26 protein-coding genes and 1 tRNA gene are annotated in these 24,207 nt (G+C 68.8%); 17 read left to right on the top strand and 10 right to left on the bottom strand.

All coding sequences use genetic code 11. The annotated features are described in order from the left end of the window. The first annotated feature begins 49 nt into the window (after positions 1 to 49). From BDK89_RS01815 to BDK89_RS01800, 4 genes are all read left to right on the top strand, one after another. Complete coding sequence (locus tag BDK89_RS01815) at positions 50 to 526, top strand: PaaI family thioesterase (RefSeq protein WP_133867329.1); 477 nt, start codon at positions 50 to 52, stop codon at positions 524 to 526. 179 nt (positions 527 to 705) lie between these two features. Beyond that, on the top strand, positions 706 to 1,086 hold the full coding sequence (locus BDK89_RS01810) for a hypothetical protein (protein ID WP_133867328.1): 381 nt from the start codon (positions 706 to 708) through the stop codon (positions 1,084 to 1,086). Next, positions 1,083 to 1,382: a hypothetical protein gene (locus BDK89_RS01805; RefSeq protein WP_133867327.1), complete on the top strand. Its 300-nt coding sequence runs from the start codon at positions 1,083 to 1,085 to the stop codon at positions 1,380 to 1,382. The genes BDK89_RS01810 and BDK89_RS01805 overlap by 4 nt, the downstream gene beginning before the upstream one ends. Before the next feature lie 98 nt (positions 1,383 to 1,480). After that, positions 1,481 to 1,786, top strand: coding sequence for a hypothetical protein (locus tag BDK89_RS01800; RefSeq protein WP_133867326.1), 306 nt, complete (start codon positions 1,481 to 1,483; stop codon positions 1,784 to 1,786). Here the strand turns inward: BDK89_RS01800 and BDK89_RS01795 are convergent. Beyond that, complete coding sequence (locus tag BDK89_RS01795) at positions 1,767 to 3,128, bottom strand: M20/M25/M40 family metallo-hydrolase (RefSeq protein WP_133867325.1); 1,362 nt, start codon at positions 3,126 to 3,128, stop codon at positions 1,767 to 1,769. The genes BDK89_RS01800 and BDK89_RS01795 overlap by 20 nt on opposite strands. Before the next feature lie 314 nt (positions 3,129 to 3,442). Here BDK89_RS01795 and BDK89_RS01790 point away from each other — a divergent pair, with 314 nt between their 5' ends. The 5 genes from BDK89_RS01790 (at position 3,443) to BDK89_RS01770 (ending at position 6,560) form a co-directional block, all read left to right on the top strand. Further along, on the top strand, positions 3,443 to 4,600 hold the full coding sequence (locus BDK89_RS01790) for a serine hydrolase domain-containing protein (RefSeq protein WP_133867324.1): 1,158 nt from the start codon (positions 3,443 to 3,445) through the stop codon (positions 4,598 to 4,600). A gap of 98 nt (positions 4,601 to 4,698) precedes the next feature. Continuing rightward, a complete protein-coding gene (locus BDK89_RS01785) occupies positions 4,699 to 5,121 on the top strand; it encodes a PPOX class F420-dependent oxidoreductase (RefSeq protein ID WP_133867323.1) in 423 nt (140 codons plus the stop codon). Continuing rightward, complete coding sequence (locus BDK89_RS01780) at positions 5,118 to 5,462, top strand: DUF3467 domain-containing protein (RefSeq protein ID WP_133867322.1); 345 nt, start codon at positions 5,118 to 5,120, stop codon at positions 5,460 to 5,462. Before BDK89_RS01785 ends, BDK89_RS01780 begins: the two co-directional genes overlap by 4 nt. Positions 5,463 to 5,478: 16 nt before the next feature. Beyond that, the gene (locus BDK89_RS01775) at positions 5,479 to 5,844 is read left to right on the top strand and encodes a VOC family protein (RefSeq protein ID WP_341785687.1); all 366 of its coding nucleotides are present in this window, start codon (positions 5,479 to 5,481) and stop codon (positions 5,842 to 5,844) included. Positions 5,845 to 5,882: 38 nt separating this feature from the next. Continuing rightward, positions 5,883 to 6,560 carry a YjjG family noncanonical pyrimidine nucleotidase gene (locus tag BDK89_RS01770; RefSeq protein WP_133867320.1) on the top strand — a complete coding sequence of 226 codons (678 nt, stop codon included), beginning with the start codon at positions 5,883 to 5,885 and terminating at the stop codon, positions 6,558 to 6,560. Between the two features lies 1 nt (position 6,561). On the opposite strand, the gene BDK89_RS01765 is transcribed toward BDK89_RS01770, so the two are convergent. Then, positions 6,562 to 8,118, bottom strand: coding sequence for a DHA2 family efflux MFS transporter permease subunit (locus BDK89_RS01765; protein WP_133867319.1), 1,557 nt, complete (start codon positions 8,116 to 8,118; stop codon positions 6,562 to 6,564). A gap of 91 nt (positions 8,119 to 8,209) precedes the next feature. On the opposite strand from BDK89_RS01765, the gene BDK89_RS01760 reads away from it, so the two are divergent. Next, the gene (locus BDK89_RS01760) at positions 8,210 to 8,860 is read left to right on the top strand and encodes a TetR/AcrR family transcriptional regulator (protein WP_208293923.1); all 651 of its coding nucleotides are present in this window, start codon (positions 8,210 to 8,212) and stop codon (positions 8,858 to 8,860) included. A gap of 15 nt (positions 8,861 to 8,875) precedes the next feature. Here the strand turns inward: BDK89_RS01760 and BDK89_RS01755 are convergent, their stop codons facing one another. Continuing rightward, on the bottom strand, positions 8,876 to 9,511 hold the full coding sequence (locus BDK89_RS01755; RefSeq protein WP_133867317.1) for an aspartate/glutamate racemase family protein: 636 nt from the start codon (positions 9,509 to 9,511) through the stop codon (positions 8,876 to 8,878). Positions 9,512 to 9,653: 142 nt separating this feature from the next. Between BDK89_RS01755 and BDK89_RS01750 the strand changes: the two genes are divergently transcribed. Next, entirely contained in the window at positions 9,654 to 10,166 is a 513-nt protein-coding gene (locus BDK89_RS01750) for a PadR family transcriptional regulator (protein ID WP_133867316.1), read from the top strand. Positions 10,167 to 10,436: 270 nt separating this feature from the next. Here the strand turns inward: BDK89_RS01750 and BDK89_RS01745 are convergent, their stop codons facing one another. After that, complete coding sequence (locus BDK89_RS01745) at positions 10,437 to 12,089, bottom strand: Rieske (2Fe-2S) protein (RefSeq protein ID WP_133867315.1); 1,653 nt, start codon at positions 12,087 to 12,089, stop codon at positions 10,437 to 10,439. A 24-nt stretch (positions 12,090 to 12,113) separates the two neighbouring features. Between BDK89_RS01745 and soxR the strand changes: the two genes are divergently transcribed. From soxR to BDK89_RS01725, 4 genes are all read left to right on the top strand, one after another. Beyond that, a complete protein-coding gene (gene soxR, locus BDK89_RS01740; RefSeq protein ID WP_133867314.1) occupies positions 12,114 to 12,575 on the top strand; it encodes a redox-sensitive transcriptional activator SoxR in 462 nt (153 codons plus the stop codon). Positions 12,576 to 12,653: 78 nt separating this feature from the next. Continuing rightward, entirely contained in the window at positions 12,654 to 13,484 is an 831-nt protein-coding gene (locus tag BDK89_RS01735; protein ID WP_133867313.1) for a hypothetical protein, read from the top strand. Between the two features lie 190 nt (positions 13,485 to 13,674). Further along, positions 13,675 to 14,379: a hypothetical protein gene (locus BDK89_RS01730; protein WP_133867312.1), complete on the top strand. Its 705-nt coding sequence runs from the start codon at positions 13,675 to 13,677 to the stop codon at positions 14,377 to 14,379. Positions 14,380 to 14,499: 120 nt separating this feature from the next. Beyond that, a complete protein-coding gene (locus BDK89_RS01725) occupies positions 14,500 to 15,900 on the top strand; it encodes a DUF3179 domain-containing (seleno)protein (RefSeq protein ID WP_133867311.1) in 1,401 nt (466 codons plus the stop codon). A 40-nt stretch (positions 15,901 to 15,940) separates the two neighbouring features. On the opposite strand, the gene BDK89_RS01720 is transcribed toward BDK89_RS01725, so the two are convergent. The 4 genes from BDK89_RS01720 to BDK89_RS01705 all read right to left on the bottom strand — a co-directional run bounded on the left by BDK89_RS01720 (position 15,941) and on the right by BDK89_RS01705 (position 20,892). After that, positions 15,941 to 18,487 (bottom strand): serine hydrolase, encoded by a 2,547-nt coding sequence (locus tag BDK89_RS01720; protein WP_133867310.1) that lies wholly within the window; start codon positions 18,485 to 18,487, stop codon positions 15,941 to 15,943. After that, a complete protein-coding gene (locus tag BDK89_RS01715; protein WP_133867309.1) occupies positions 18,487 to 19,341 on the bottom strand; it encodes a hypothetical protein in 855 nt (284 codons plus the stop codon). Before BDK89_RS01715 ends, BDK89_RS01720 begins: the two co-directional genes overlap by 1 nt. Positions 19,342 to 19,613: 272 nt before the next feature. Further along, the gene (locus BDK89_RS01710; protein WP_133867308.1) at positions 19,614 to 20,381 is read right to left on the bottom strand and encodes an enoyl-CoA hydratase-related protein; all 768 of its coding nucleotides are present in this window, start codon (positions 20,379 to 20,381) and stop codon (positions 19,614 to 19,616) included. Positions 20,382 to 20,424: 43 nt separating this feature from the next. After that, positions 20,425 to 20,892 (bottom strand): SRPBCC family protein, encoded by a 468-nt coding sequence (locus BDK89_RS01705; protein ID WP_133867307.1) that lies wholly within the window; start codon positions 20,890 to 20,892, stop codon positions 20,425 to 20,427. 110 nt (positions 20,893 to 21,002) lie between these two features. Between BDK89_RS01705 and BDK89_RS01700 the strand changes: the two genes are divergently transcribed. Further along, positions 21,003 to 22,166 carry a flavin-containing monooxygenase gene (locus BDK89_RS01700; protein WP_133867306.1) on the top strand — a complete coding sequence of 388 codons (1,164 nt, stop codon included), beginning with the start codon at positions 21,003 to 21,005 and terminating at the stop codon, positions 22,164 to 22,166. 21 nt (positions 22,167 to 22,187) lie between these two features. On the opposite strand, the gene BDK89_RS01695 is transcribed toward BDK89_RS01700, so the two are convergent. Then, positions 22,188 to 22,259: transfer RNA gene (locus BDK89_RS01695), tRNA-Lys, on the bottom strand. A gap of 324 nt (positions 22,260 to 22,583) precedes the next feature. Between BDK89_RS01695 and BDK89_RS01690 the strand changes: the two genes are divergently transcribed. Beyond that, positions 22,584 to 23,447, top strand: a complete 864-nt coding sequence (locus tag BDK89_RS01690) for an META domain-containing protein (RefSeq protein WP_133867305.1) — start codon at positions 22,584 to 22,586, stop codon at positions 23,445 to 23,447. A gap of 226 nt (positions 23,448 to 23,673) precedes the next feature. Here the strand turns inward: BDK89_RS01690 and BDK89_RS01685 are convergent, their stop codons facing one another. After that, complete coding sequence (locus tag BDK89_RS01685) at positions 23,674 to 23,970, bottom strand: hypothetical protein (protein WP_133867304.1); 297 nt, start codon at positions 23,968 to 23,970, stop codon at positions 23,674 to 23,676. Between the last annotated feature and the right edge of the window lie 237 nt (positions 23,971 to 24,207).

Genomic DNA, 24,207 nt, shown 5'->3' with positions numbered 1-24,207 from the left:
CCGGTTCGGGTCGTCCGCCGCGCTCGCCGGCGGCCAAGCTCTGTCCCGCATGGAGACGACCGACACCCCCACCGACACGTCCACCGACACGTCCACCGACGCCTCGTCCGACGCGGCGTTGATCGCCCACATCACCGACTCGTTCCAGGTCGGCGGTTCGCCGTTCGTGGTCGACATGGGGATCCGGGTGACCCACGCCGAGACCGGCCTGGTGCGGTTCACGCTGCCGGTCACCGATCGGTTGACGCACGGCGGTGGCGTGCTGTCGGGTCAGGCGATCATGTCGTGCATGGACACCGGGATGGTGTTCGTGATGATGTCGCTGCGCCCGGACGAGGACGTCAACTTCACGACGGTCGAGCTGAAGACGGCGTTCGAACGAGCGGTGCCGGCCGACACGCCCGAGGTCACCTTCGAGGCACGCGCGACCAAGCCGGGTCGCAGCCTGGTGTTCGGCGAGATCGACCTGTTCCTCCCGAACGGCAAGCGAGCCGCAGCCGCCACCACCACCTACATGTGGATCTGACCCGGCCGGAGGCCCGAACCCCGAGCCACCCCGAACCCCGAGCCGCCCCGGACGCACAGGCGGTTAAATCCACCAGGAGTCCGGGCGGGCCGGACGGGTGGTTGAGGCAGTGCGGTATCGCGGCGGTATCGAGGGCGCAGGGGTTTCGCCGGATACCGGACGTCAGTACCGTCGATGCCATGGGTGGGAACCAGCGACCGGGGGAACGGCGTCGTCCCAGCAACCCGATGCAGGGCGACGACATGTTCCGCACGCGCAACCAGCAGCGGCAGAACGCTCCGTTCTTCAAGCTGAACGCCGACGACGGTGAGGACTTCTGGTCCGACCTCGACGGGCGCCACGCCCAGCACCGCCAGCAGTTGAAATGGCTCCTCGTCGGGTTCGCCGTGATCGTCGTGCTCGGCCTGATCATCGACACCGTGCTGATCGGGTTCGCGCTCATCATGCTGATCCCGATCGCGGTCGAGGCAGTCATGATCCGACGCACCCGGTCCCGCGTGAAGATCCCCGACTACCGGCAGCCGGAATCGGCCGAGATCGAACTGGAGTCGGAGCCATGAGCGCCCGCCCCGCCGGCGATCCGACCTTGCGTTGGAACGAACGCGCCTACGGCAGCTGGGACGAGATGCCGATGGGCGACGGCCGCCACCGCCGACTCGCGATCGTGTACCTCGCTGCCACGGCCGTCTGCCTCCTCGGCGGCGCCCTGTTCCACCCTTTCTTCCTCGCGCTGGCGTTGCTGTTCGCGGCGCTCGGCGCGGTCGAGTACGCGATGTGGCGCCGCAGCAGACCGACGTCCCGCATCCCCGACTACCGGCAGCCGGAGCCCGCCGAGATCGACCTCGAGCAGCCGTAGCGACCATCGGGTCGGGTGTCGTACGGAACGGCGACGGAGTCGACGTTCGGGAGATCACCCGACCCGCCAGGCACCCAGGGCCGTCGTAGTCTGACGGCATGGAGCCGCGCCGGCGGCGACCGCCGCTGCATCTCGACCTCGACGGAACCGACGACTTCTGGACACATCCGGAGCGTCGCCACGAAGGTCACGTCCGCACCACGGTGCTGTTCGTCGCCGCGATCGTGTTCATCACCGCCTGGTCCGTCCTCCTCTCCCCCAGCATGTTCGTCCTGGCCGTCATGCTGGTGCCGGGCGCGCTGCTCGCCGGTGGCCTCGCCTGGCACACCCGCGAGCGGCCGATCCCCGACTACACCGACGGCGCTCCGGCCCGCCGGAGACGGTTCAGGACATCAGGTCGGTGACGACCCGCTCCCAGAGCTCCGTCGTCAGGCGGAGGCTCTCGACGTCGACCCGCTCGTTGTGGCCGTGAAAACGAAGGCTGAACTCGCCGGGATCGACCACCGGTGAGAACAGTCCGGCGCCGTAGCTGACCGCACCCAGTTCTCGAAACACGCGGGCATCGGTGAAGCCGACGCTGAACTGCGGGTTGAGCCGGGCGTCGGGGAACGGCACATTGACCGCCCGCTGCAACGCATCCCACAGCGGGGTGTCGATGCGGCTGATCGAGGAGGGGTCGTCCATCAGGATCTCGACCTGCACCTTGTCCATCAGCTCGTCGCCGAGCGCCGCACGCAGGTGAGCGGTCACCTCGTCGGTGTGCTCGCCGGGCAGGGTCCGGATGTCGACCTCGACGTCGACCACGTCGGGGATCACGTTCGTCTTCGGCCGACCGGCGGTGCTGACGACGTTCGGGGCGAAGGTGGTGTGGGTGCAGGCGTGGAAGAAGCCCTTCCCCGACGTGACCGGCAGGCCCTCGAGGAGTTCGTCGATCCGCTCCTCGTCGAGCATCGCAGCCTTCGCCTCGTCGGGGATGTCGAGCGACTGCACCTGACCGCGCCAGTGCTCGTGGAAACGCGGCGTCGGTCGGTACTCGTTGAGCCGGCTCACGATCTTCGACGCCGAGACGAGCGCGTTGTCGGCACCGAACGGCATCGACCCGTGGCCGGGCGTGCCGCTCACGCGCAGCCGACGCCACGCGACGCCCTTCTCACCGACGGTCACCCCGACCGACCGCTTCCCCTCCGGACCGGAGTGGAGACCGCCCGACTCGGTGAGGAGGTAGTCGCAACGGATGGCGTCGGCGTGGTGGTCGGCGACCCATTGGGCGCCGTACGTGCTACCGGCTTCCTCGTCGGCGACCGCGAAGTAGAGGAGGTCGCCCTTCGGTCGGAAGTCGCGCTCGGCGAGCGACTTGAACACGACGGCCATCGACGAGGTCAGGTTGAGCATGTCGACGGCGCCGCGGCCCCACACCTCGTCGTAGCCGTCGGGGCTGGAGATGATCTCGCCGCCGAACGGGTCTTCGCGCCATCCGTCCCGGTTGACGGGCACGACGTCGGTGTGGCCCATCAGGCAGAGCGACGGAGCGTTCGGGTCGGAGCCGGGGATGCGGGCGACGAACGACTGGCGTTCGGGGGACGGGCCGAAGCGCTCGATCTCGACACCGTCGCCCTCGACGTACGACTGGAGCACGTCGGCGTTGCGCGTCTCGTTGCCCGAGTCGGGTCGTCCGTCGTTCACGCACTCGTTCCGGATCAGCGTCTGCAACAACTCGACGGTGTCCGCGGTCAGGTCCTTCCCCATCGCCAGATCATGACAGAGCCGCCCGGGTCGGGTCACCGGGCCAGGTGCCAGCGGTGACGACTCGCCCTCTGGGCGAGGCGTTACCGGCGGTCACCTGACCCGGGGTCCTGTGGTGTGGCCCGACAACTCGTTCCCTCGGGTTCGCGCACCGACCCCGGGTCAGGTGATCGACGGTAACGGCTCGTTCCTCGCCGTCACCTCCGACACCTGACCCGAGTGGCCGTCACCTCTGACACCTGACCCGAAGCACCCTCGGACCTCGCCGTTCCCTCCGACACCCGACCCGGGTTGGCTCGTCCGCGAGACTCTCCGCCATGGCTGAGATCGAGGGGCAGGTCGACGACGGATTCGGGGCGGTGGCGGATGCGTTCCGCGCCAACTTCGACGAGCGCGACGAGTTGGGCGCGGCGTTCGCGCTCTACGTCGACGGCGACAAGAAGGTCGACCTGTGGGGCGGCACCGCCAACGCCCAGACCGGCACGCCGTGGACCGAGGACACCCTGCAACTCGTCTTCTCGACGACCAAGGGCATCGCCGCCACCGCGATCGCGATGCTGGTGCAGTCGGGCACGCTCCGATACGACGACCCGGTGTCGAAGCACTGGCCGGAGTTCGCCGCAGCCGGCAAGGACGACATCACCGTCGAGCAGGTGATGAGCCACCAGGCAGGCCTGATCGCCGTCGACGCCCCGATCGATTTCGACCAGATCATGGCGGTCACGCCGGTCATCGAGTCGCTGCAAGAGCAGGCACCGATGTGGGAACCCGGAACGGCGCACGGCTATCACGCGATCACCTACGGCTGGCTCGCCGGCGAGATCGTCGCGCGGGTCGACGGGCGACGCATCGGACAGTTCGTGCAGGACGAGATCGCCGGACCACTCGGCATCGACCTGTGGATCGGGCTGCCCGAGTCGGAGGAGGAGCGCGTCAGTCGCCTCGAGACGACACCGCTCCCGACCGACGACCCGGCGCTGCTCGAGCACCTCGGCAAGTTGTACGCCCGCGGCGCCAACGGGTATCGGGCGCTCGCACTCGACGGACGACTGTCGACGGCGAAGGGCAACCACTTCAACACCCGAGCCGTGCACGCCACCGAGATGCCCGGGGCGAACGGCATCACGACGGCTCGTTCGCTCGCCAAGTTCTACGCCGCCACCGCCGGCACCGTCGACGGTGTCCGCCTGCTCGACACCGACACGATGAACGCCGCCCGCACCCAGCGGGTGAGCGGTGACGACCTGACGCTGCTGACCGCGAGCCGGTTCGGCGCCGGTTTCTGGCTCCACAACGAGGGTGCGCCGATGATCCAGGACGGCTCGTACGGCCACCCGGGTGCCGGCGGTTCGCTCGGGTTCGCCAATCCCGAACTCGGCATCGGCTACGGCTACGTCATGAACCGGATGGGCAACAACCTCACCGCCGACCCCCGCTGCCTCGCCCTGAACGACGCCGTCCAAGCCAGCCTCTGAACAGATGGGGTCAGGCACCTTCTGGGCGATCAGCGGATGGTCACGAGGACCTGCAACGCCAGAAGGTGCCTGACCCCTTCTGTGGTTGCATGGGTGGGATGGAGATCTCTGATGGGCTCGAGTACGTACGACAGCGGCAGCAGGGAGTGCTCGTCACGTTGAAACGCGACGGTCGGCCACAGCTGTCGAACATCGTGTATCGGGTCACCGACGACGGGACGATCCAGATCTCCGTCACGGCCGACCGGGCCAAGACCAACAACCTGCAGCGTGACGGCCGCGCCAGCCTGCACGTGACCGCCGACGACTTCCGGTCGTACTGCGTGATCGATGGTGACGCCGAGGTCATGCCGCCTGCCGCATCACCCGACGACGCGACCGCTGACGCGATGGTCGACTACTACCGCGCTCTGCAGGGTGAGCATCCGGACTGGAGCGAATACCGGCAGGCGATGGTCGACGACCGCCGACTGTTGGTGACGATCACCCCCACCCACGCGTACGGCATGCTGGGCCGATGAAGATCCATTCGACCCCCGACCAGATGGGTGGTGTGTGGGCCAACGGCGCCGCCGTCCGCCACTCGCCGCACGAGTTCACCATCGATTTCATGCGCTTCGACTACGACAACGACGGCAAGCCGCAGGCCGGTGTGTTGGTGCAGCGGGTCAACATGTCGCCGCTGTTCGTCAGCCAGCTGATCACCGCCCTGCAGGACAACTGGAGCAAGTACGCCAGCAAGGCAATGCCCCAGGAACTGATCGGCGACGCCGTCATCGACCCCGACACGATCCGCCATCAGCACGAAGAAGACGACGGCGACGACGCCGACGACAGCGACGTGGGCGACGGGGAGTCGTGACGTGATTCCGCAGCCGATGCTCACGTGCCGTTCGGTGAGCGGGTCGAGCGAGTGGTACCAGCGCACGCTCGGGCTCACGAGCGCCCATGGTGGCGACGAGTACGAGATGCTGATGCACGACGGTGCGCTGGTGCTGCAGCTCCACGAGGTCGACGCCCACGAGCACCCGTACCTCGTCGATCCGGCCGAGCGATTCGGCAACGGCGTGGCGGTGTGGTTCGAATCGGCTGACTATCCCGTGGCCGTCGAGCGAGCCCGTGCGGCGGGCGCCGACTTCCTCGAGGGCGACCACGTCAACGAGTTGGCCCATCACCGGGAGATCTGGCTGCGCGACCCCGACGGCTACGTCGTCGTGGTCAGCAGCCCCTACGGCCAGACGTGAGTGGTGTGTCGAACCGTGCCTGGCACACTTCGACACTGATGTACTCGACGATCCTGTTCGACCTCGACCACACGTTGTACGACTCCGACGAGTCGGAGCGACTGGCGTATGCGCACACCGCGGCGACGTTCGGCCTCGCCGACCCCGACGCCCACTTCGGCACGTACGTCGACATCAACCGAGCGATGTGGGCAGCGGTCGAACGGGGGGAGCTACAACCGACCGACGTGCGGCACCGCCGATTCGAGCAGTTCAACGCGACGGTCGGCCTCGACGCCGACGTGGAGGAGATGGCCACGGCGTTCGTGTGGGGCCTCGGCGCCCACGGCACCTTGTACGACGGCGCCGCCGATGTGCTCGCTGCACTGGCGTCGCGCGCCTCGCTCGGGCTGATCACCAACGGGCTGAGCGACGTCCAACGATCGCGTCTCTCGCGGCTCGGGATTGCCGACTACTTCGACTCGATCGTCGTGTCGTCCGAGGTCGGTGTGACCAAGCCGAGACCGGAGATCTTCGATGTTGCGTTCGAGCAACTCGGCCACCCGGACAAGGCGACGACGGTGATGGTGGGCGACAGCCTCACCTCCGACATCGCCGGTGGTGCCGGCTACGGCATCGCGACGTGCTGGTACAACCCGCACGGCAAGCCGCTGGCGCCCGACAGCGCCCCGACCCATCAGATCGGAGCGCTGTCGGAGCTGCTGTCGCTCGTGTGACTCAGGCGCGTGCCGGCAGGAACCGGCTGGCGAACAGCGCGCCGGCGTAGGCGACGCCGGCGGCGACGAGGCAGCCGATGGTGAGGCCCGACAGGAACGCGTCGTTGACCTCGGCCAGATAGGCGGGGGCGTTCGGCCCGAGTTCGCGGGCGACGAAGCCGGCGGCACCGACCGACTCCCTGGTGATCTCCTGCGCTTCGGCCGGGAGGCCGGCGAAGACGCTGTCGGCGCCCCCGTCGTCGAGCGCACCGATGTAGACGGAACTGAAGACGCTGCCGATCACGGCCACGCCGAGGGTGCCGCCGAGCTCGCGAGTCGTGTCGTTGACGGCCGAACCGATGCCGGCCTTGTCGGCCGACAGCGACCCCATGATCGACTCCGTCGCCGGAGCGGTCGTCGCTCCGAGGCCGGCGCCGAGCACGACCATCTGGCCGACGATCTCCCAGTAGGAGGTGTCGACCTCGACTCGGAAGGCGATCCACACGAACGCCGAACCGAGCAGCGCGAGGCCGACGCGCACGACGTTGGTGGTGCCGACTCGCTCGACGATGCGGGGCGCCATCACCGAGGCAACGGCGATGGCGATCGCGACCGGCAGGGTGCGGAGACCCGCCTCGAACGGCCCGTAGCCGCGGACCAGCTGGAAGTACTGGGTGATCAGGAACACGAAACCGAACAGTGCGAAGAACGCCGACGTGACGGCGACGCTCGCCGCGCTGAAGCGCAGGTTGCGGAAGATGCCGACGGGGAGCATCGGTGACGGGGTGCGCAACTCCCACCACACGAACGTGGCGAGCAGGACGGCAGCCAGGACGAAGCCACCGATGGTGGTCGGGTCGGCCCATCCCCACTCGGGCGCCTCGATGATCGTGAACACGAGGGCGGTGATAGCGGCAATGGAGAGGAAGACGCCGGGGAGGTCGAGACGGGGCGCGTCGTGCTCCCGCGACTCGGGGATGAGGCGCCACGCGGCGACGGCCACGATGATTGTGATCGGCACGTTGATGAAGAAGACCGATCCCCACCAGTAGCGCTCGAGCAGCCAGCCGCCGACGATCGGCCCGAACGCGACGGCCATCCCGCTGACGGCGCTCCACACGCCGATCGCCTTGGCCCGTTCGGCCGGGTCGGTGAAGACGTTGGTGATGATCGCGAGGGTCGCGGGGAAGATCATGGCGGCGCCGATACCCATCAGCGCACGCCCGGCGATCAGGGTGTTGGCGGTGTCGACCGATCCGGCGTACGCCGAGGTGGCGCCGAACACGACGAGCCCGGCGATCAGCATCCGCTTTCGGCCGTACTTGTCGCCGAGTCCGCCGGCGGCGAGCAGCAGGCCGGTGAAGACGAGCAGGTAGGCATCGACGATCCACTGCAGTTGACGGTTCGTCGCGCCGAGATCGACGGTCAGGGTTGGGAGGGCGACGTTGACGATCGTGCCGTCGAGCACCGTGACGAAGACGGCCAGGCAGGTGACGGCGAGGATCGCCCACCGGTGACGGTCGCCGGCGGCGGGCTCACCGGGCGGTGATGCGGTTTCGTGGAGCGGGGTGGTAGTCATGCTGTTCCAATCTTGACGATGTCAGGTGACACTGTAAAGATCGATCTGGGCAGCGTCAAGATGCGAGGGTGACGCGACTAGGATGAACGACGTGACATCGGCCACGACCGCACCGACCTCCGGAACCGGCAAGTCTGGCGACGGCTACCACCACGGCGACCTGCCGAACGCGCTGCGACGCGCGGCGGTCGAGGTCATCGAAGAACGCGGCGCCGGCGGATTCAGCCTGCGCGAGGTCGCGCGGCGCGCCGGCGTGTCGCACACGGCGCCCGCCCACCACTTCGGTGACATGAAGGGGCTCCTGACCTCGGTCGCCGAGGAGGGTTTCGCCGCCCTGCACGTCGCCTCCGAGGCAGCGATCTCGACCACCGACGACCCGGTCGAGCAGCTGACTGCACTGGGCCAGGCCTACGTCCGGATGGCCACGACCAATCGCGGCCACTGCGAGGTCATGTTCCGCACCGACATCGTCGACACCGACGATCCCGAGCTGCAGTCGTGCGGGCTCGAGGCCTACGACGTGCTCCACCGCGTCGTCCAGCAGATGATCGACGACGAGCACCTGTCCGCCGATGTCGACGAGGTTGCCTGGCTGTGCTGGTCGACGATGCAGGGCCTCGTGCAGCTGGCACCGAAGATCTCGTTGATCGCCCAATTGCGTGGCGGCGAGGCCCCCGAGGTCGACGAACTGATCGCCCGCTTCACGACCCTGATGGTCGACGGCATCCGCAACGCGGCGTAGCCCCGCCGCGCGAGGTCAGCGGAGGAGCTGCTCGATGGCGGTCCGGGGGCTGGCCAGAACCGGAATGCCCACCTCGCCGGCGATGCCGACGGCGCCCGCCATCGACGCCTGCGCGAGCACGACGACGTCGGCGCTCGCCGCCAGCGAGGGAAGTGCCGCGGCGATGACCCGCGCGTAGCCGTCGAGGTCGCCGGCCTCGAAGCGCTCCCACGCCTCGGCGACGACGTGCGTGGCGATCTCGATGTGCACGCCGCGCCCGGCTGATATCCCGGAGACGAGTTCGGTCGTCGGGCCGATCGTGCTCTCGAGCGCGGCGACGATCGCGACGCGCCCTCCCGTGGCGACGGCCAGCTCGGCCATCGGGCGGTCGACCCGCACGACCCGAACGTCGACGGTGCCGGCCGACGCCTCGGCCAGACCTCCGATGGTCGAACACGTGCAGACGATCAGCTCCACGTTGCGGGCGGCGAGGTCGAGCAACGCTCGCCCGACGGCGTCGCTCACCGTGGCGAGGCCGTCGAGCCGGGCCCGTTCGAGCAGGGATTCGTCGACGAGGTGCTCGGCCGTCCAGCCGGGCGCCAACTCGCCGACGAGCTCGTCGAAGGTGGCGACGTGGAATGGCGCGGTGTGGAGCAAGCCGACGGTCGGCATCACCGCAGTCTGACCGATCTCGCAACGGCGGGTTGTGTCGGTATCGATATGTCGCTACATTAACGACATATCGATACCGGAAACGACAGCCGGCCGGTCAGAACGGCCGCCAGCGTTTCCCCGACACAGAAAGAGGCAGCACATGCCCAAGCATCATCGACACCATCGTGGCCCCCACGGCCACGGCCGCAAGCGGGCCCGCCGGGGCGCCGTCGGCCGCTCGATCCTCACCCTCCTCGCCGAACAACCCATGAACGGCTACGAGTTGATGGCCGAGCTCGACGAACGCAGCGGCGGCAAGTGGAAGCCGAGCTCCGGCTCGATCTACCCCGCCCTCAAGCGCCTCGAACACCGCGGCTTCATCGCCGAGACCGCGAACGACGACGACACCAAGCCGCGCTACGAGCTCACCGACGAAGGTCGCGAGCGACTCGGTGAGTTCAACGCCGAGGGTGACGGCACGCCACCGTGGGAGGGCGAAGTCTCCCGCCACGGTGAGATCCGAGGCGCGATGGCCGAGCTCGTCGGCCCGGCCCGTCAGATCGGACGGTTCGGTTCGACCGACCAGGTCGAGGCCGCCACCGCCGCCATCAAGGAGACGACGGCGAAGCTCTACCAGATCCTCACCGACGGCCCCACCGAAGAAACCGAGTAACCGATCACTCCGGGTCAGGTGCCAGAGGTGACGACTCGCCCCCTGGGCGAGTCGTTACCGGCGGTCACCTGACCCGGGATCCTGTGGTCGACCCAGCGACTCGCTCCCTCGGGTTCGCGCACCGACCCCGGGTCAGGTGATCTGCCGGTAACGGCTCGTTCCTCGCCGTCACCTCCGACACCTGACCCGATTGCCTCCGACACCTGACCCGATTGCCTCCGACACCTGACCCGATTGCCTCCGACACCTGACCCGATTGCCTCCGACCGGTCAGTCGCGGTGGGCTTTGCCGCTGAGGAAGTCGATGCTGCGGGTCACGGTGGCGGCGACGAAGCGTTCGAGCTTCGGGGCGGCCATGAAGCGGGCGGTGGCGTCGAGCGGCGCGGACGTTCCCAACCGGGCCGCTTCCTCGGTTGCCGCCACGCTCATCTTGACGGCGTGGGCGTGGACGATGAACGCCGTCGTGCCGTCGAGCAGCGCCTCGTGCTGCAGCGAGCGCCCGTACTCGAGCAGATCGTTCGAGCGGGGTTCGATCTCGGCCCGATCCCCGACGGCGGTGTGCCATTCGTGGCGACCGGTCCAGTTGGCGAGGAACGCCGTCCACAACACGAGGCGGACGTCGTCGACGGTGACCGGGCCGTCACCCACGTGCCACCGCGCCGCGTTGGCGTAGGTCATGCCGTGTGTGATGTCGAGCCAGCCGAAGTCGTCGTGGAAGTCGAGCTCGCCGTCGGTGTCGTAGCGCAGCATCCGCTCCGACACGGCGAGCGTGACGACGTCGAGCACGTCTTCGAGTGAGGCGCCGCCCGCCAGCGCTGCGCCGGTGGCGAGAGCCGCCTCGGTACGGTCGGGGCCGAGCAGCGCCGTCAGCAGGCGCCCGTCGTCGACCCAGTTCGGATCGGGTTCGTTCGCCCGTTCAGCGAGGTCGCGCAGGTCGAGTTGGTCGACGCCGCGGTGGAACAGCTTCATGTACGGCAACTTGTCCTCACGGGTGCCGTAGACGATGGTCGGCACGAGGTGCGGCAGGACGGTGTCGGCCCGGTCCCATCCGATTCGTTCGAGGAGCTGGAACGCCTTCTGGGCGTAGATCGCCCCGTGCCCGTAGCCGAGCAGGTGGTCGCTGACGACGTCGGTGAACCACGGCTTCAACATCGCGGCGTCGGCACCGTCGTGGATCGCCGCTCGCAGCACCGACTGGGCGCCCTCGACACTCTCGCCCTCGACCTGGCGCCGGAACTCGGCGCGGGCGTCGGGTGGGAGGGTCGGCAGCGCGTCGGCGAGCGGCCGTTCCGGACGGCCGCGTTCGGTCTCGGCGACGCCGGCGATGGCCTGGACGATCGGCAGCGCCCGGTCGTCGTTCTCGTACTGAACGACCATGCCGAGGCAGTCGGTCAGCGATGCGATCGAGTGGCCCCATCCGAACTCCGCCCGCGGCGCCCCGTAGGCGACGGCTTCCCAGATGAGCTCGCCGGGGTTGGCGTCGGCGCGCAGGAGCCGGACGATGTCGCGCGACACCTGGCCGATGTACTGGCGCTCGATGCCGCTCCGCAGACTGGTCATCAGCTTCGGTCGGATGACGGCCGGATCGGGTTCGCTGAACTCGACGGCGAGGGTGCCGTCGTCGGCGACCGAAACGGGGTAGGTGCGCACGTCTTCCTCCCCGAGCACGCACGACCCGTCGCTCACCCGGAACTTCCAGTTGTGCCACGCGCACGTGATCAGGTCGCCGTCGAGCTCGCCGGTCGTGAGTCCGTACCCCTCGTGCGGGCATGCCTGGTCGAGTGCGTAGACGCCGTCGCTCGTGCGCACGACGCACAGGCGATGCCCGTCGACCTTCACCATCTTCATGGCGGCCACGTCAAAGTCGTCGATGTGGCCGATCACCGTCTGCTCGCCGGCCTGGTTGTCGATTGCTGTCGTCACGGCGGTCACGGTAAAACTTCAAGCATGGTTGAAGTCAAGGGGCAACGACGATTCACCATCGGCGAGGTCGCCGAGCGCGCCGGCGTCGCGACATCGGCGTTACGTTTCTACGAAGAACATGGGTTGATCCAGTCGGAACGGAACGAATCGGGACATCGCCGGTACCACCCCGACGTGCTGCGACGGGTGAGCTTCATCCGGATCGCGCAGCGGGTCGGGTTGAGCCTGGCGGAAGTGGCAGAGGCGCTCGCCTCACTCCCCGACCGGCGGACCCCGACCTCGAAGGACTGGGCGAAGCTGGCACGCACCTGGCAGCCCCGACTCGACGAACAGATCGCGATCCTCACCCGGCTCCGTGACGAACTCGACGGCTGCATCGGATGTGGATGCCTGTCGCTCTCGTCGTGCGGCCTGTGGAACCCCGACGACGCGGCGGCGACGCTCGGCACCGGGCCGCGCTACCTCCTCAGCGACGAGCGTCCCTGACGACGGTGGGGACGACGGTGGGGACGGTGCCTCTCGTCGGGCGGCGGCGTGGAGCCGGATCACCGAGCCTGGCCCGTGGTGCCAGGTACCCCGCCAGGTCGCCCCGATGTCGAGCGTCGAACGGCACCACGACGGCACGTCGTCGACGGACTCGCACCGGACGACGAGGGGACGGTCGACCGCTGCGAACGCCTCGGCGTCGTCGGCGTCGACCACGAGCACGGTGGCCCGCCGGATCGGGGCCAGCTGGCCGAGCATGGAGGCGATCACGGCATCACGGTGCGGGCCGACGACGGCGACGGCTTCACCCGCGACGAGCTCGATCCGGACGGGCACCTCGTGCCGGGCCAACCGTTCGACGGCGGCGGCCGTCGGGTCGCTCCACCCGTCGGCCGCGATGGGCCGACCGGATCGGTCGAGCACCCGTGGCGCCAGCACGAGCGACGCGACACCCACCTCCACGGTGCCCGGCGGACGGCGTTCCAGGTGGGCTCGGCGCAGTGCCGGAGCGACCCGTTCGAGGTCGCGTTCGAAGCGTCGGAGGTCGTCGGCCGACCCTGCGAGCGGGGCATGGATCGCGCCGGCGCCGCCGAGATCCGGACCGGAACGCACCGTGCCGGCTCCGACGATCTCGAGCCGACTCCAGCCGGCCTCGACGACCGACCCCGGCACGAGCGGCACCCACCCGTCGGCGACGAGCCCGTCGACGCAGAGTGGCGACCGACCCGCGGTCTGGATGATCGACGCGTCACCGGTCGGGCCGACGTCGATCAGCGCGTGGTGGGCTTCGAGGGTCGGGTCGGCGATGCTCAGGTCGCCCGAGGCGCGACCGAGCCACCGGCGGCCGGTACCGAGTGGTTGCTCCCAGCCGGCGTCGGGGCCGGCCGTGCAGCGGATCGTGATCGATGACTCCACGACCCTCGGGAAGGTCGTTCACCGGCCGATCCGGAAAGCAGAGGCGAACAAATCGAGAAATCGCCGCTGACCTGGTGCGGTGAACCCGCTGTGAGGAGTCGCGAGCCAGCGGTGAGACCGCGTCTCCGACCGATGTGAAGCCCTGTGAGACCTGCGGTGAGCCTCGATCGGCATGGTGGCCGGCATGTCCGATCGCTGGTACACCACCAATGCCCGTCTCGCCACCGAGTGGCTCCGCCTCTCCCACTGCCCGGTCGCCGTCGGCCGAGCCGGGCGATGGGGATTGCTCCCCGAACCGCCTGCGGATCTCGACGAGGTCGTGAACGCCGTCGGTGGCGATCGCACCGACTCGGCCGAGGCCGACCTGCTCCTCCGCCGCCTGGTCGCGATCGCACGCGACGACGAGCTCGCGGCCCGAATCGTCATCGAACGACTGCGTCGCGGGCTGCTGTCGATCGCCAAGCGTCGACGCGAGACGCGGGCGTTCGAAGACCTCCTGTCGGCTGCCTGGATCGCCGTTCGGACCTACGACCCGTGTCGCCGGAACCGGTTCGTCGCCGCCGCGCTCTTGGCCGACGCCGAGTGGCATGCGTTCCGCCGTCAGGAGCGGCGCAAGTCGAACGACGAACTCCCGCTGTTCGACGGTGACCGGTGGGCCGCACCGACGCCGATCGAGCACGACGGCGGCCCCGAGACCGAGCTGGCCGAGTTGCTCGCCGACGCACGACTGGCCGGTGTCGCCACGGCAGATCTCGACTTGATCGACCTGCTGCTGCAGAACCCGAGCGTCGACGAGGTGGCGGCCCAACTCGAGGTGACCTCGCGCACGGTCCGCAACCGACGCAGCCGGATCGCCGCCCGCCTCCGCGAGGTCGCGCTCGCCGCGTGACGGCGCTCACCTCGCCGTCGATCGCCGGATGCGAACGAGGTCGGGACGGGCCACGAAACAAATCGCGAACACCGGGCGGGTCGACCGGCTGCCCGGACCGGCCGACTCTACGCTCGCCGCATGACCTCCGGGACGACGGCATGGCTGCTGGTCGGAACCCTAGCGATCGCCGCCTGTGGGAGCTCCGACACCGACACCACCGCGCCGCCACCGCAGGCCACGGCGGCGACGATCACCTACCCCGAGCCGCCGCCCGCACCGGACGGACCGAACGACGCTGCGACCAGAGCGTTCGACGAGGTGCTCGCCTACATCCCGACCGGTACGTCGCCGGCACCCGGTTTCGACGAGTTCATCACAGCCGGCGACACCCGGCATGCGTGGCTCGTCGCCGACCTGCTCCGGTTCGCCCCCGACCTGGCGACCGCCCAGGCCTACCTCGACGGGTTCGCCACCCTGACCGGCGTCGACCTCGCCGACGACCCGGATGCGAATCGCACGCCTTGGACGGTCGTGACGAACCACCTCATCGCGTGGGACACACCGGCTCCGCCCGACTACCAGCGGTCGAAGGGCGACCTGTTCGCACTCGCCGACCACGGTTGGCAGCCGTTCTTCGGCGACGTCGATGCTGAGATCGACTGGCGCTGGATCGGCTGGGGTGGCGTCTTCATCGACGACCGTCCGCTCGGCGACACGAGCCGCTGTGTCCCCGGCTGCATCCCCGCGCTCGACGACCCCGCGCTCGTCGATGCCGCCGAGGGCGACTACTACCCGGACGACGCGATCGTGTTCGGCGTCGACGAGGGCGGCGAGGCAGTGGCGTTCCCGAAGAACGTGATGCAGGTCCACGAGATGGTGAACATCACGATCGGCGGACGCCGCTTCGGCATCCCCTACTGCACCCTGTGCGGGTCGGCCCAGGCGTTCGCGACCGACGCGGTGCCGGGCGGTGACGAGCCGCTGGTGCTGCGCACGTCGGGGCTACTGAATCGGTCGAACAAGGTCATGTACGACCTGACGACGATGTCGGTCTTCGACACGTTCACGGGTGCGGCGGTGAGCGGCCCGCTCCACGACGACGGCGTCGTGCTCGAGCAGCACTCGGTGACGGTGAGCACGTGGGGCGAGTGGAAGGCGGAGCACCCGGACACGTCGATCGTCGCCGAGGACGGCGGCATCGGGCGCTCGTACGCCGACGATCCCCTCGACGGGCGCGACGACAACGGTCCGATCTTCCCGATCGGTGACGTCGACAACCGGCTCGGGGTGCAGCAGCCGGTGCTCGGTGTGCTCCTCGACGACGGCACCACGATCGCCTTCGGGGTCGATGCCCTGCGGACGGCGCTCGCCGACAGCGACGAAGTCCGCTTCGGCGGGGTGACCGTCACGACCGACGGAGGCGGCTTCGTCGCCTCGACCGACGACGGCGAGGTCGGCGTGCACGAAGCGTTCTGGTTCGCGTGGAGCCAGTTCCACCCCGACACGGCGCTCTGGCCGAACGACGCCGACGGTTCGTGACCCGACCCGACCTGACCGGACCGAACCGACCGACGACCGATCAGAAGGTGGTGCGGATCGAGGCGAGCAGGTCGTAGACGTCCTGCTCGTTCAGCTCGTCGGTCCAGAGTGACTCGGTCAGGCTCACCGCGACCACGAGGTCGTCCGACGGCGAGTACTGCACCGAGACCTCGCCGCCGTTGTGACCGATCGACGTGACGATCGGCGTTCCGTCCTCGGCGACCGAGCAGGGGCAGACCGGGAAGGCGCCGAGACCGGCTCGGAAGTCGTTCGACACGTCGGTCATCTCGGCGACCATCTCGGGTGAGAGGACGAGATCCTGCTGGAACAGGGCGGAGCCCCATGTGGCGAGATCGACGACCGACGCCTCCAGGCCGCCGGCCGATGATCCGACCCAGCCGCCGACCTGGTTGTCGTCGAGCTGCATCGTGGTGAGTCCGAGAGCCGCGGTGCGGTCGGCGACGAGATCGGCGTACGGTCGACCGGTGACCTGTTCGGCGATCAGGCCGAGCAGGAGGAAGCCGGAGTTGCTGTAGCCGCGAGCGGTGCCGGGCTCCCACTCGAGCGGCGTGTTGCCCGACATCGTGACCGCCTCGATGTCGGTCAGGTACTGCGTCTGGTCGTAGCCGGTGGCCGACTGATAGGCGACCAGGCCGGACGTGTGCATCAGCAGCTGTCGGATCGTGATCTGGTCGTTGTACGGGAACTCGGGGAGGGCGGCGACTGCGGGCAGCGGACCGTCGAGGTCGAGCACGCCTTGCTCGGCGAGGTCGAGGATGATCGCCGCCGTCATCGTCTTGGTGGTGGACGTGATCGGGACGACGTCGTCGAGTGCGACGTCGCCGACCGCGGCGGTGGTCATCGTGCCGGCGCCGTCCACGACGGCGACGCGGACGCCGTCGACGCCCTTCGCCGCCAACCAGTCGGCGACGACCGAGTCGAGGTCGCCCGAGGCTGCCGTCGGCGCGACGGCGTCGGCTGCATCGGCGGTGTCGGTCGAGCCGAAGTCGGCGATGTCGGGGCTTCCGCTCGGTGCAGGCGGGAGCTCCGAGTCGTCCGTCTCGGTGGCGCCGTCGTCGCTCGATTCACCGAAGTCGGCGATGTCGGGGCTTCCGCTCGGTGCAGGCGGGAGCTCGGTGTCAGTCGACGTGGTGTCGGCGGCGTCGGTCGAGTCGCCGAAGTCGGCGATCGCCGGGCTGCCGCTGGGGGGCGGCGGCAGCTCGGACTCGTCGGCCGACGCGGTCGCGGCGGCGGTCGGTCCGGCGGCGCTCACCGAATCGGCACCGCTGCGGTTGACGGCGACGGCGGCGAACGTGGTGGCCGCCAGCAGTCCGAGCGCGAGCCCGCTCAGCACGGCATTGCCGCGCCGCTGCCCCCAGGGCATGGCGTCGGGCCAGCGCCACATGACCGAGGCGGCCGGACGCGGCCACAGGCGGGCGGGCTGACCGCTGGCGATGTCTTCGATCCAGCCGAACAGCACGACGGCGAGCACGGTGAGCGCAGCGGTGGGAACGAGCACCCAGATGCGGGCGGCGTCGGGGGCGATGCCGCCCATCAGCCAGTAGCCGATCGCGATCGCTGGGCTGTGCCACAGGTAGACCGACATCGCCCGCGCGGTGAACCAGTACACGATCGCCTTGCCGATGTCGTTGTCGGTCGCGCCGAGCAGCCACGGCTTGGCGACGAGGAACAGTGCGATCCAGCCGATGCCGCTGGCGAGCAGACCGATGAACGAGTGGTTGATGACCCCGGTCGGTGCGGGGAACACGGTCCACCACAGGAACGTGCCGACGGCGGCGATCAGCATCCACTCGGCGGCGGCCCACGTGGTGAGCCGTTCGAACGCACCGTCGTGGTGGAGGAAGCCGAGCATCAGGAAGAACGAGAACAGGGCGGTCTCGCCGAGCATCCACGACGCCTCGCTCGGGACGAGTCCGGTCGGGCCTTGGACGGCCGTCGGATGGTGCAGCCACATCTCCATCACGGCGGCGATCACGACCGACGGCAGCAGCGCCAACGAACCGAACCGCTTCACGGCCCAGCGCAGCACGGGCGAGAGGACGAGCAGCCACAGGTACACGCGCAGGTACCACATCGGGCTCGACGCCCAGCCGCCTTCCCAGAGCGAGACCGACGGGTCGACGACCGGGAAGATCCATGCGAAGACGCGCGACGGCTCGACATAGCGGGCGACGGTCGGGTCCATCAGGTAGGCGAACTGGGCGACCAGGAGCACCGTGCCGCCGAAGAACCAGTAGGGCACGAGGAGCCGTTTCAGGCGCTTGCGATACATGTCGCGCACGCGCATCCGGTCGAGCGAGCCGGCCAGGAGCGAGCCGGCCACGAAGAACATGATCGGCATCGTCGCGACGACCCACGAGATGAAGGCGATGCCGAAGGCGTGCCACACGACGACGCGCACGAGCGCGACGGTGCGCATCACGTCGAGGCTGTCGTCGCGCTTGCGTCGAGACGACGTGACGGCGACGGTCGGCGCCGGCAGCTCGTCGGCGTATTGCCGGGGCGGCTCCCACTCGGCAGAGCTGCCGCCCGTCGACGCGGCGACGCGGTGCAGCTGGTTCGACATCAGAGGGCCTCGATGGTGAGGTCGTCGAAGGCGACCGTCGACTCGGAGGTGACGAGTCCGGCCATGCCACCGACGACCGGGTCGAACGTGCCTTGCGGATCGCCGTTGAAGAACACGGTCGACTCCGACTCGGCAACCTTCACGCGGAGCGTGTTCCAGGCAGCGACGTCGCTGCCGACGTTCAGTCCGCCGAGGTACTTGTAGATACCGGTGTCGACGTCGTAGCGGCCCCACCGAAGGAAGGTCCCGCCCGCCGTGAAGTCGATCAGGTACGCACCGCGCCGCGACGCAGTGTTGCTCAGACCGACGACGATGCCCCCGCCGAGGTTGTCGCCCTGCGCCTGCATGCTGACGGTCACGTCGTACTCGGCAGGCAGGTCGAGGTCGAGGGTGTTGATGAGGTCGAAGCCGCTCGGGTCGCTCTGCACCAGGGTGCCGGCCTGCACGGCCCACGAACCCGTCATCGTCCTCCAGTTGCCGGAGTCGGCGGTGAAGTCGTCGGTGTAGGGCTGGTCGGGCGTGATCGAGGAGGCGCTCTCGGCGACGGGGGCGTCCTCGGTCACCGCTCCGGCTTCGGTCGATCCGGCTTCGGTCGATCCGACCGACTCACCCGTGTCGGACGAGACGGCCGTGTCGGCCGTTGCCGTCGGGTCAGTGCTCGGGGTGGCCTCGACGGCGGCGGGGGTCGTGGTCGGCACCGTCGCTGCAGACGTCGTGCCGTCGACGACGGGTTCGGGCGACTCGCTCAGCGCGACCGACACGATCGTTTCCTCGTCGGCCGCTTCGGTGGCAGCCGGAGCGGTGCCGCCGCTGTAGACGGTCGCGCCGACCGCGACTGCGGCCAACGCGACCATCACGGCGAACCGACCACGTTGTCCGGGCAGGCCGGGGGGCGTCCTGCTCGGTTGTGGTGGGGGGTACTGGTTCATCGATCGTCCGCCTTCGTCCGGTGACTACGCCATCACGATGCAGGGCGGACGTTCAGCGTTGATCGACCGAAGATCAAGGTCCGGTCTCGATCGGCGCGCTCCGTCGCCGACCGGTGGCGGATCTCACAGCGGGTAGGGACCAATGGCCCTAGCGACCGCCGGCGAGCCCCGTCGGCGGAGCGGGGTTCGTGACGCGCTCAGGAGAAGTCGGGTTTGCGCTTCTCGAGGAACGACGCGATGCCTTCTTGGCCGTGCGGGGTGACGACGCCGGCGGCCATCACTTCCATCGCGTAGGCGTATGCCTTCGGCTGGTCGAGGTCGACCTGGGCGTAGAACGATCGCTTGCCCTGCGCCTTCGACGAGGCGCTCCCTCGCGTGGCGCGACGCATCAGGTCGTCGACGGCATCGTCGAGATCGTCGTCGGGAACGGCACGGTTGATGAGACCCCAGTCGGCCGCCGTGTGGGCATCGATCGGGTCACCGGTCATCGACAATTCGAGGGCGCGCTTCCGACCGATCTGGCGCGCCACGGCGACGAGCGGTGTGTGGCAGTACAGGCCGCCCTTGCCGCCGGGGAGGGCGAAGCCAGCCGATTCAGCGGCGATCGCCAGATCGCACGTGGCGACGAGTTGGCAACCGGCCGCCGTGGCGAGCGCATGCACCTTGGCGATGACGACCTGGGGCACCTGCTGCACGACGTTCATCATGTCGGTGCAGACCTGGAGCAGTTCCTGGGCATCGGAGAGCGACACCCCGAGCATGTTCCCGAAGTCGTGTCCGGCCGAGAACACCGGCCCGTTCGCGGCCAGCACGATGCCGCGCGCATCGGTGCGTCCGATCGTGCGGAACGCATCGGTGATCTCGAGCATCACGTCGAGCGCGAGCGCGTTGCGTCGCTGCGGGTTGTCGAGCGTGATCGTGGCGATCGGCCCGTCCGTGGTGACGTCGAGGTACCGGTACTCCATGTCGCGAGGCTACGACGCCGGCGGCGGCCCGTCGATGTCGGAGCTACTCGACGAGTGCGGCGAGCTCGTCGAGCGCCGCACGCTGCTGACCGTCGAGTCGCTTCGCAGCCAGCTTCACCAACCAGCCGAAGCCCTTGGCCGGTTCGATGCCTTGGGTGTAGGTGATCGTGCAGCCGTCGCCGTCGGGCGCGAGCACGACCGACTCGGCCATCGACGTCATGATGCGCGGCCCTTCGAACAAGGTGAAGGCGAATCGATGCGGCGGCTCCCACGCGGTGAACCGTTCCTTGACCGTCATGCCCGGCACCTTCACGTCGCGGCCACCGCCAACACCTTCGGCGCCGAAGGTGACCGCGACCGACGACAGGTCGGTGAACCACTCGGGCCAGGTCTCGTGGTCGGCGATACGCTCCCAGACCGTCTCGACCGGCGCTGCGATCGGCCGGGAGTTCTCGACCACGACGGGTGCGGTCGACACCCAGTCGGCCGGTCGTTCGGTGAGTTGTGCCATGTCGGGTCTCCTCCCAGCGGCGCCCCCGGCGCCGCGTCGACGACCAGGGTAGGTTCGATCGGAGTGCCACGTCCGAGCCGTACTCGGAGACGGCCACTCCCACCCCGCCGATGTTCGCCCGCCTCACCGACCGCCTCCGACCCTGGTCCGCTGCCGAGCCGGCCGCCGATGCGCCGGTCGTCGTCGTGGTCGGCGCCGGACCCGCCGGGCTCGCGACCGCTGCGCTCCTTCGTCGAGAGGGCGTGCGGGCCGTCGTGGTCGACCGGGCCGAGCGGGTCGGAGCTTCGTGGGCCGGCCGATACGACTCGCTGCGCCTGAACACGGTGCGCTGGATGTCGGACCTCCCGGGCCTCCGCATGCCGCGGTCGTTGGGCCGCTGGGTCGGTCGCGACGATCTCGTCGACTACTTCGAGCGCTACGTCGAGCATCACCGACTCGAGGTCGTCCTGGGCGACGCGGGGTCGGTCGACCGGATCGATCGTCGGCCCGACGGCGGCTTCGACGTGACGGGTGGCCGCTCCTGGCGAGCCGACGGCGTGGTGATCGCCACCGGTCACTCGGCCACGCCGACCCGGCCCGACTGGTCGAACGCCGGCCGCTTCTCCGGTCGGCTCCTTCACGCCGCCGAGTACCGCAACCCGGATCAGGTCGCCGATGGTCGGGTGCTCGTCGTCGGTGCGGGCAGCTCCGGCGGCGAGATCTGCGTCGATCTGGTGAACGCCGGGATCGGCGTGACGTGGGCGGTCCGGTCGGCGCCACGGGTGTTCCCACGCGAAGTCGTCGGAGTGCCGTCGACGCCGTTCGCTCCCCCGGCCGACGTGATGCCCGACTACCTGGTCGACCGAGCGGCGCCCTGGATCGAGCGACGCATCTACGGCCGGCGCGACTACCTCCCCGAGCCGACCGCTCCGATGATGGAACTGCTCGCCCGACACAAGGAGCCGATGACGGCCGACGGCATCGTCGACGCCATCAGGTCGGGACGAGTGACGGTGGTCGACGCCGTCACCGACCTCGACGAGGACGGAGCGTTGCTCGACGACGGCGACCGGGTCGATGCCGACGTTGTGATCGCAGCGACGGGATACCGCCCGGCGCTCGAACCACTCGTGGGACATCTCGGCGTGCTCGACACCGACGGGCGGCCTGTCTCGGTGACGCCGTCCGCCGGGCTCGGCTTCGTCGGATTCACGGTGCCATTGACCGGCACGCTCTGGGCGATCGAGCACGACGCCCGCCGGGTGAGTCGTGCGCTCGCACGACACCTCCAGTGAACGTCGGCCGACCGACATCAGTGCGCCCCCAGGGTTTCGAACCCTGAACCAACGGGTTAAAAGCCCGCTGCTCTACCGTTGAGCTAGAGGCGCAGGGCTTGCAAGAAAACCCACAAGCCAATGCGCGAGGTTAGAGCCCTTGGGGGGCTCTTTCCCATATCCCGGTACCACCCGGGAGAAACGAACGTGTCGAAGCCGCTGCTGTCGGCAACCACGGGGTCGTCGAGAGATCGAGACTGCCCTCCTCACCGCCGAAACGATCCCGAAGCAGCGACTGGTCCGAGTGCTCACGCAGCGCGACCTCGGCGCTGCTCGAACTCCGCTCGTAATGCCGGTTCTGCTCGGATTCTCGCTCCTGGGCTGGGTGATGTTCTGAGCGCGCCGGAACTATGGAGCGGTGTGATACGTCTGATCTGCATGAAGGCCCTCTGGCTCTTCGCGATCGTTGCGTTTGCCTTCGCGTCGGGCTGCGGTGGGGGCGACGCCGCGTCGGACGGTACGTGGCGGGTGATCTCGCTGGAAGTCGATGGTGAACCCGTCGAGATCGAGCAGCCACTGTTTATGGACATCACAGCCGACGGGTTCCGCGCAGCGACGACCTGCAACTGGCAGTCGGGCGAGTTCGGCGGCGAGATCATGTCGACGGCCATGGCCTGCGGGGGCGATGCGAACACCGGCGAGGCCTATATGCGGCAGGCGTTCGATGACAGACCGACCGAACGCGAAGGTCAACTCGTCTTTGAGAAGGGCAACGTCAGACTCGTGTACGAACGATACGACGTTGCGGCTGTCGACGACCTCTTCGCAGTGCTCGGCGACCCGACGGCCAGCGTCGAAGAGTCCGAACTTCCGCCCGAGTCGGCAACCGGCTCAGTCCCGCCCGACTATGCGGCGCTGGTCGCTGTGCCGTCACCGTCTGACGACATCGACCTCTTCCTCGGACAGCTCGACGACAACATCTGCATCGTCTACGGAACCGCGTCGGCCATGGACAAGCGGTGTACCGAGCCCCGCTTTGCGTCGACGCAGGTGCTGGCGGTCGACCTGCCCATCTACAGCCGGCCGATCGTGCGAGTGGCGCTGATTCCGGATCGCTTCGCAGCTGCTGCCGCCGCCCGCGCAGACCTCGGCAAGTACGAGAAGAACATCCTCTTCGTACACGACGACGCGCCCGACGGCCGGCACGTCCTGGTCGACGACACGGGCGCAGAGCTTGCCATTGTCGTCCCACCTCCGTGGAGCGACCCGATGGCGGCATCAACGTCGGTTCCTGAGTCGTAAGTCAACGGCTGCCCACACCCATAGTGCGCTGACTCGCCGCCGAGCCGCTTCGCTTTCGCCGGCCCCGTCGTTCAGGTTCGAGCCGTCGGCACCCCACGATCACGTCTTGGTGCGCCACCGTCCGTGGCCGATACCCCTCACCCACGTATCGCTCGATGTGCCGGTTCTCGCGCTGGCGCAGGCTGTTGCGGGCGTTGTCAGTATGTGCGTCCGGTGCCGAGCGGGTTCAGCCATTGACATTGTCGTCAACGACGTTGCACGGGAGCGGGACGCCCCAACTCCACTCCTCTCCGGCGTAGGAAGGCGCGTACACCGCAAGCTGGCAGTTGTCGTCGATCCGCTCCCAGAGCTCACCGTCTACAACAACTCGCCGGTCTCCAACCGGCTGCGACAACTCAATGTCGGTCCCGCCCTCGCAGTCGCCGTCGACCAGCGTGCCCTTGACCTCGTCGATCGCCACCTCGGAAGCAGACTCAGCGACAGAAGCGGTGACGTCGCGTGCGCACCTGAAGGTCGCCAACACGTACCCATCTGATGTCTCGCTGAGCGCTGCCGGAGTGAGACTCTCCGGGCCGCACCCACCGACAGCAACACATGCGAGTGCCAGGCAAGCAACGCCTCGACGACCAAAGCGCTGTCCTCCCACACGCTCCGACATGCTCAGGGCTTCGGCGTGCTGGCTCACCACGCCACATCCAGCCGACGCTCCTCGATCTCGCTCCACGTACCGATCACAGTGCGTTTCCGGATGCTCAAGCGC

Source organism: Ilumatobacter fluminis (genome assembly GCF_004364865.1).
Lineage (GTDB): Bacteria > Actinomycetota > Acidimicrobiia > Acidimicrobiales > Ilumatobacteraceae > Ilumatobacter > Ilumatobacter fluminis.
The sequence above is the reverse complement of the archived record's forward strand: the minus strand, read 5'-3'. Positions and strand labels throughout refer to the sequence as shown.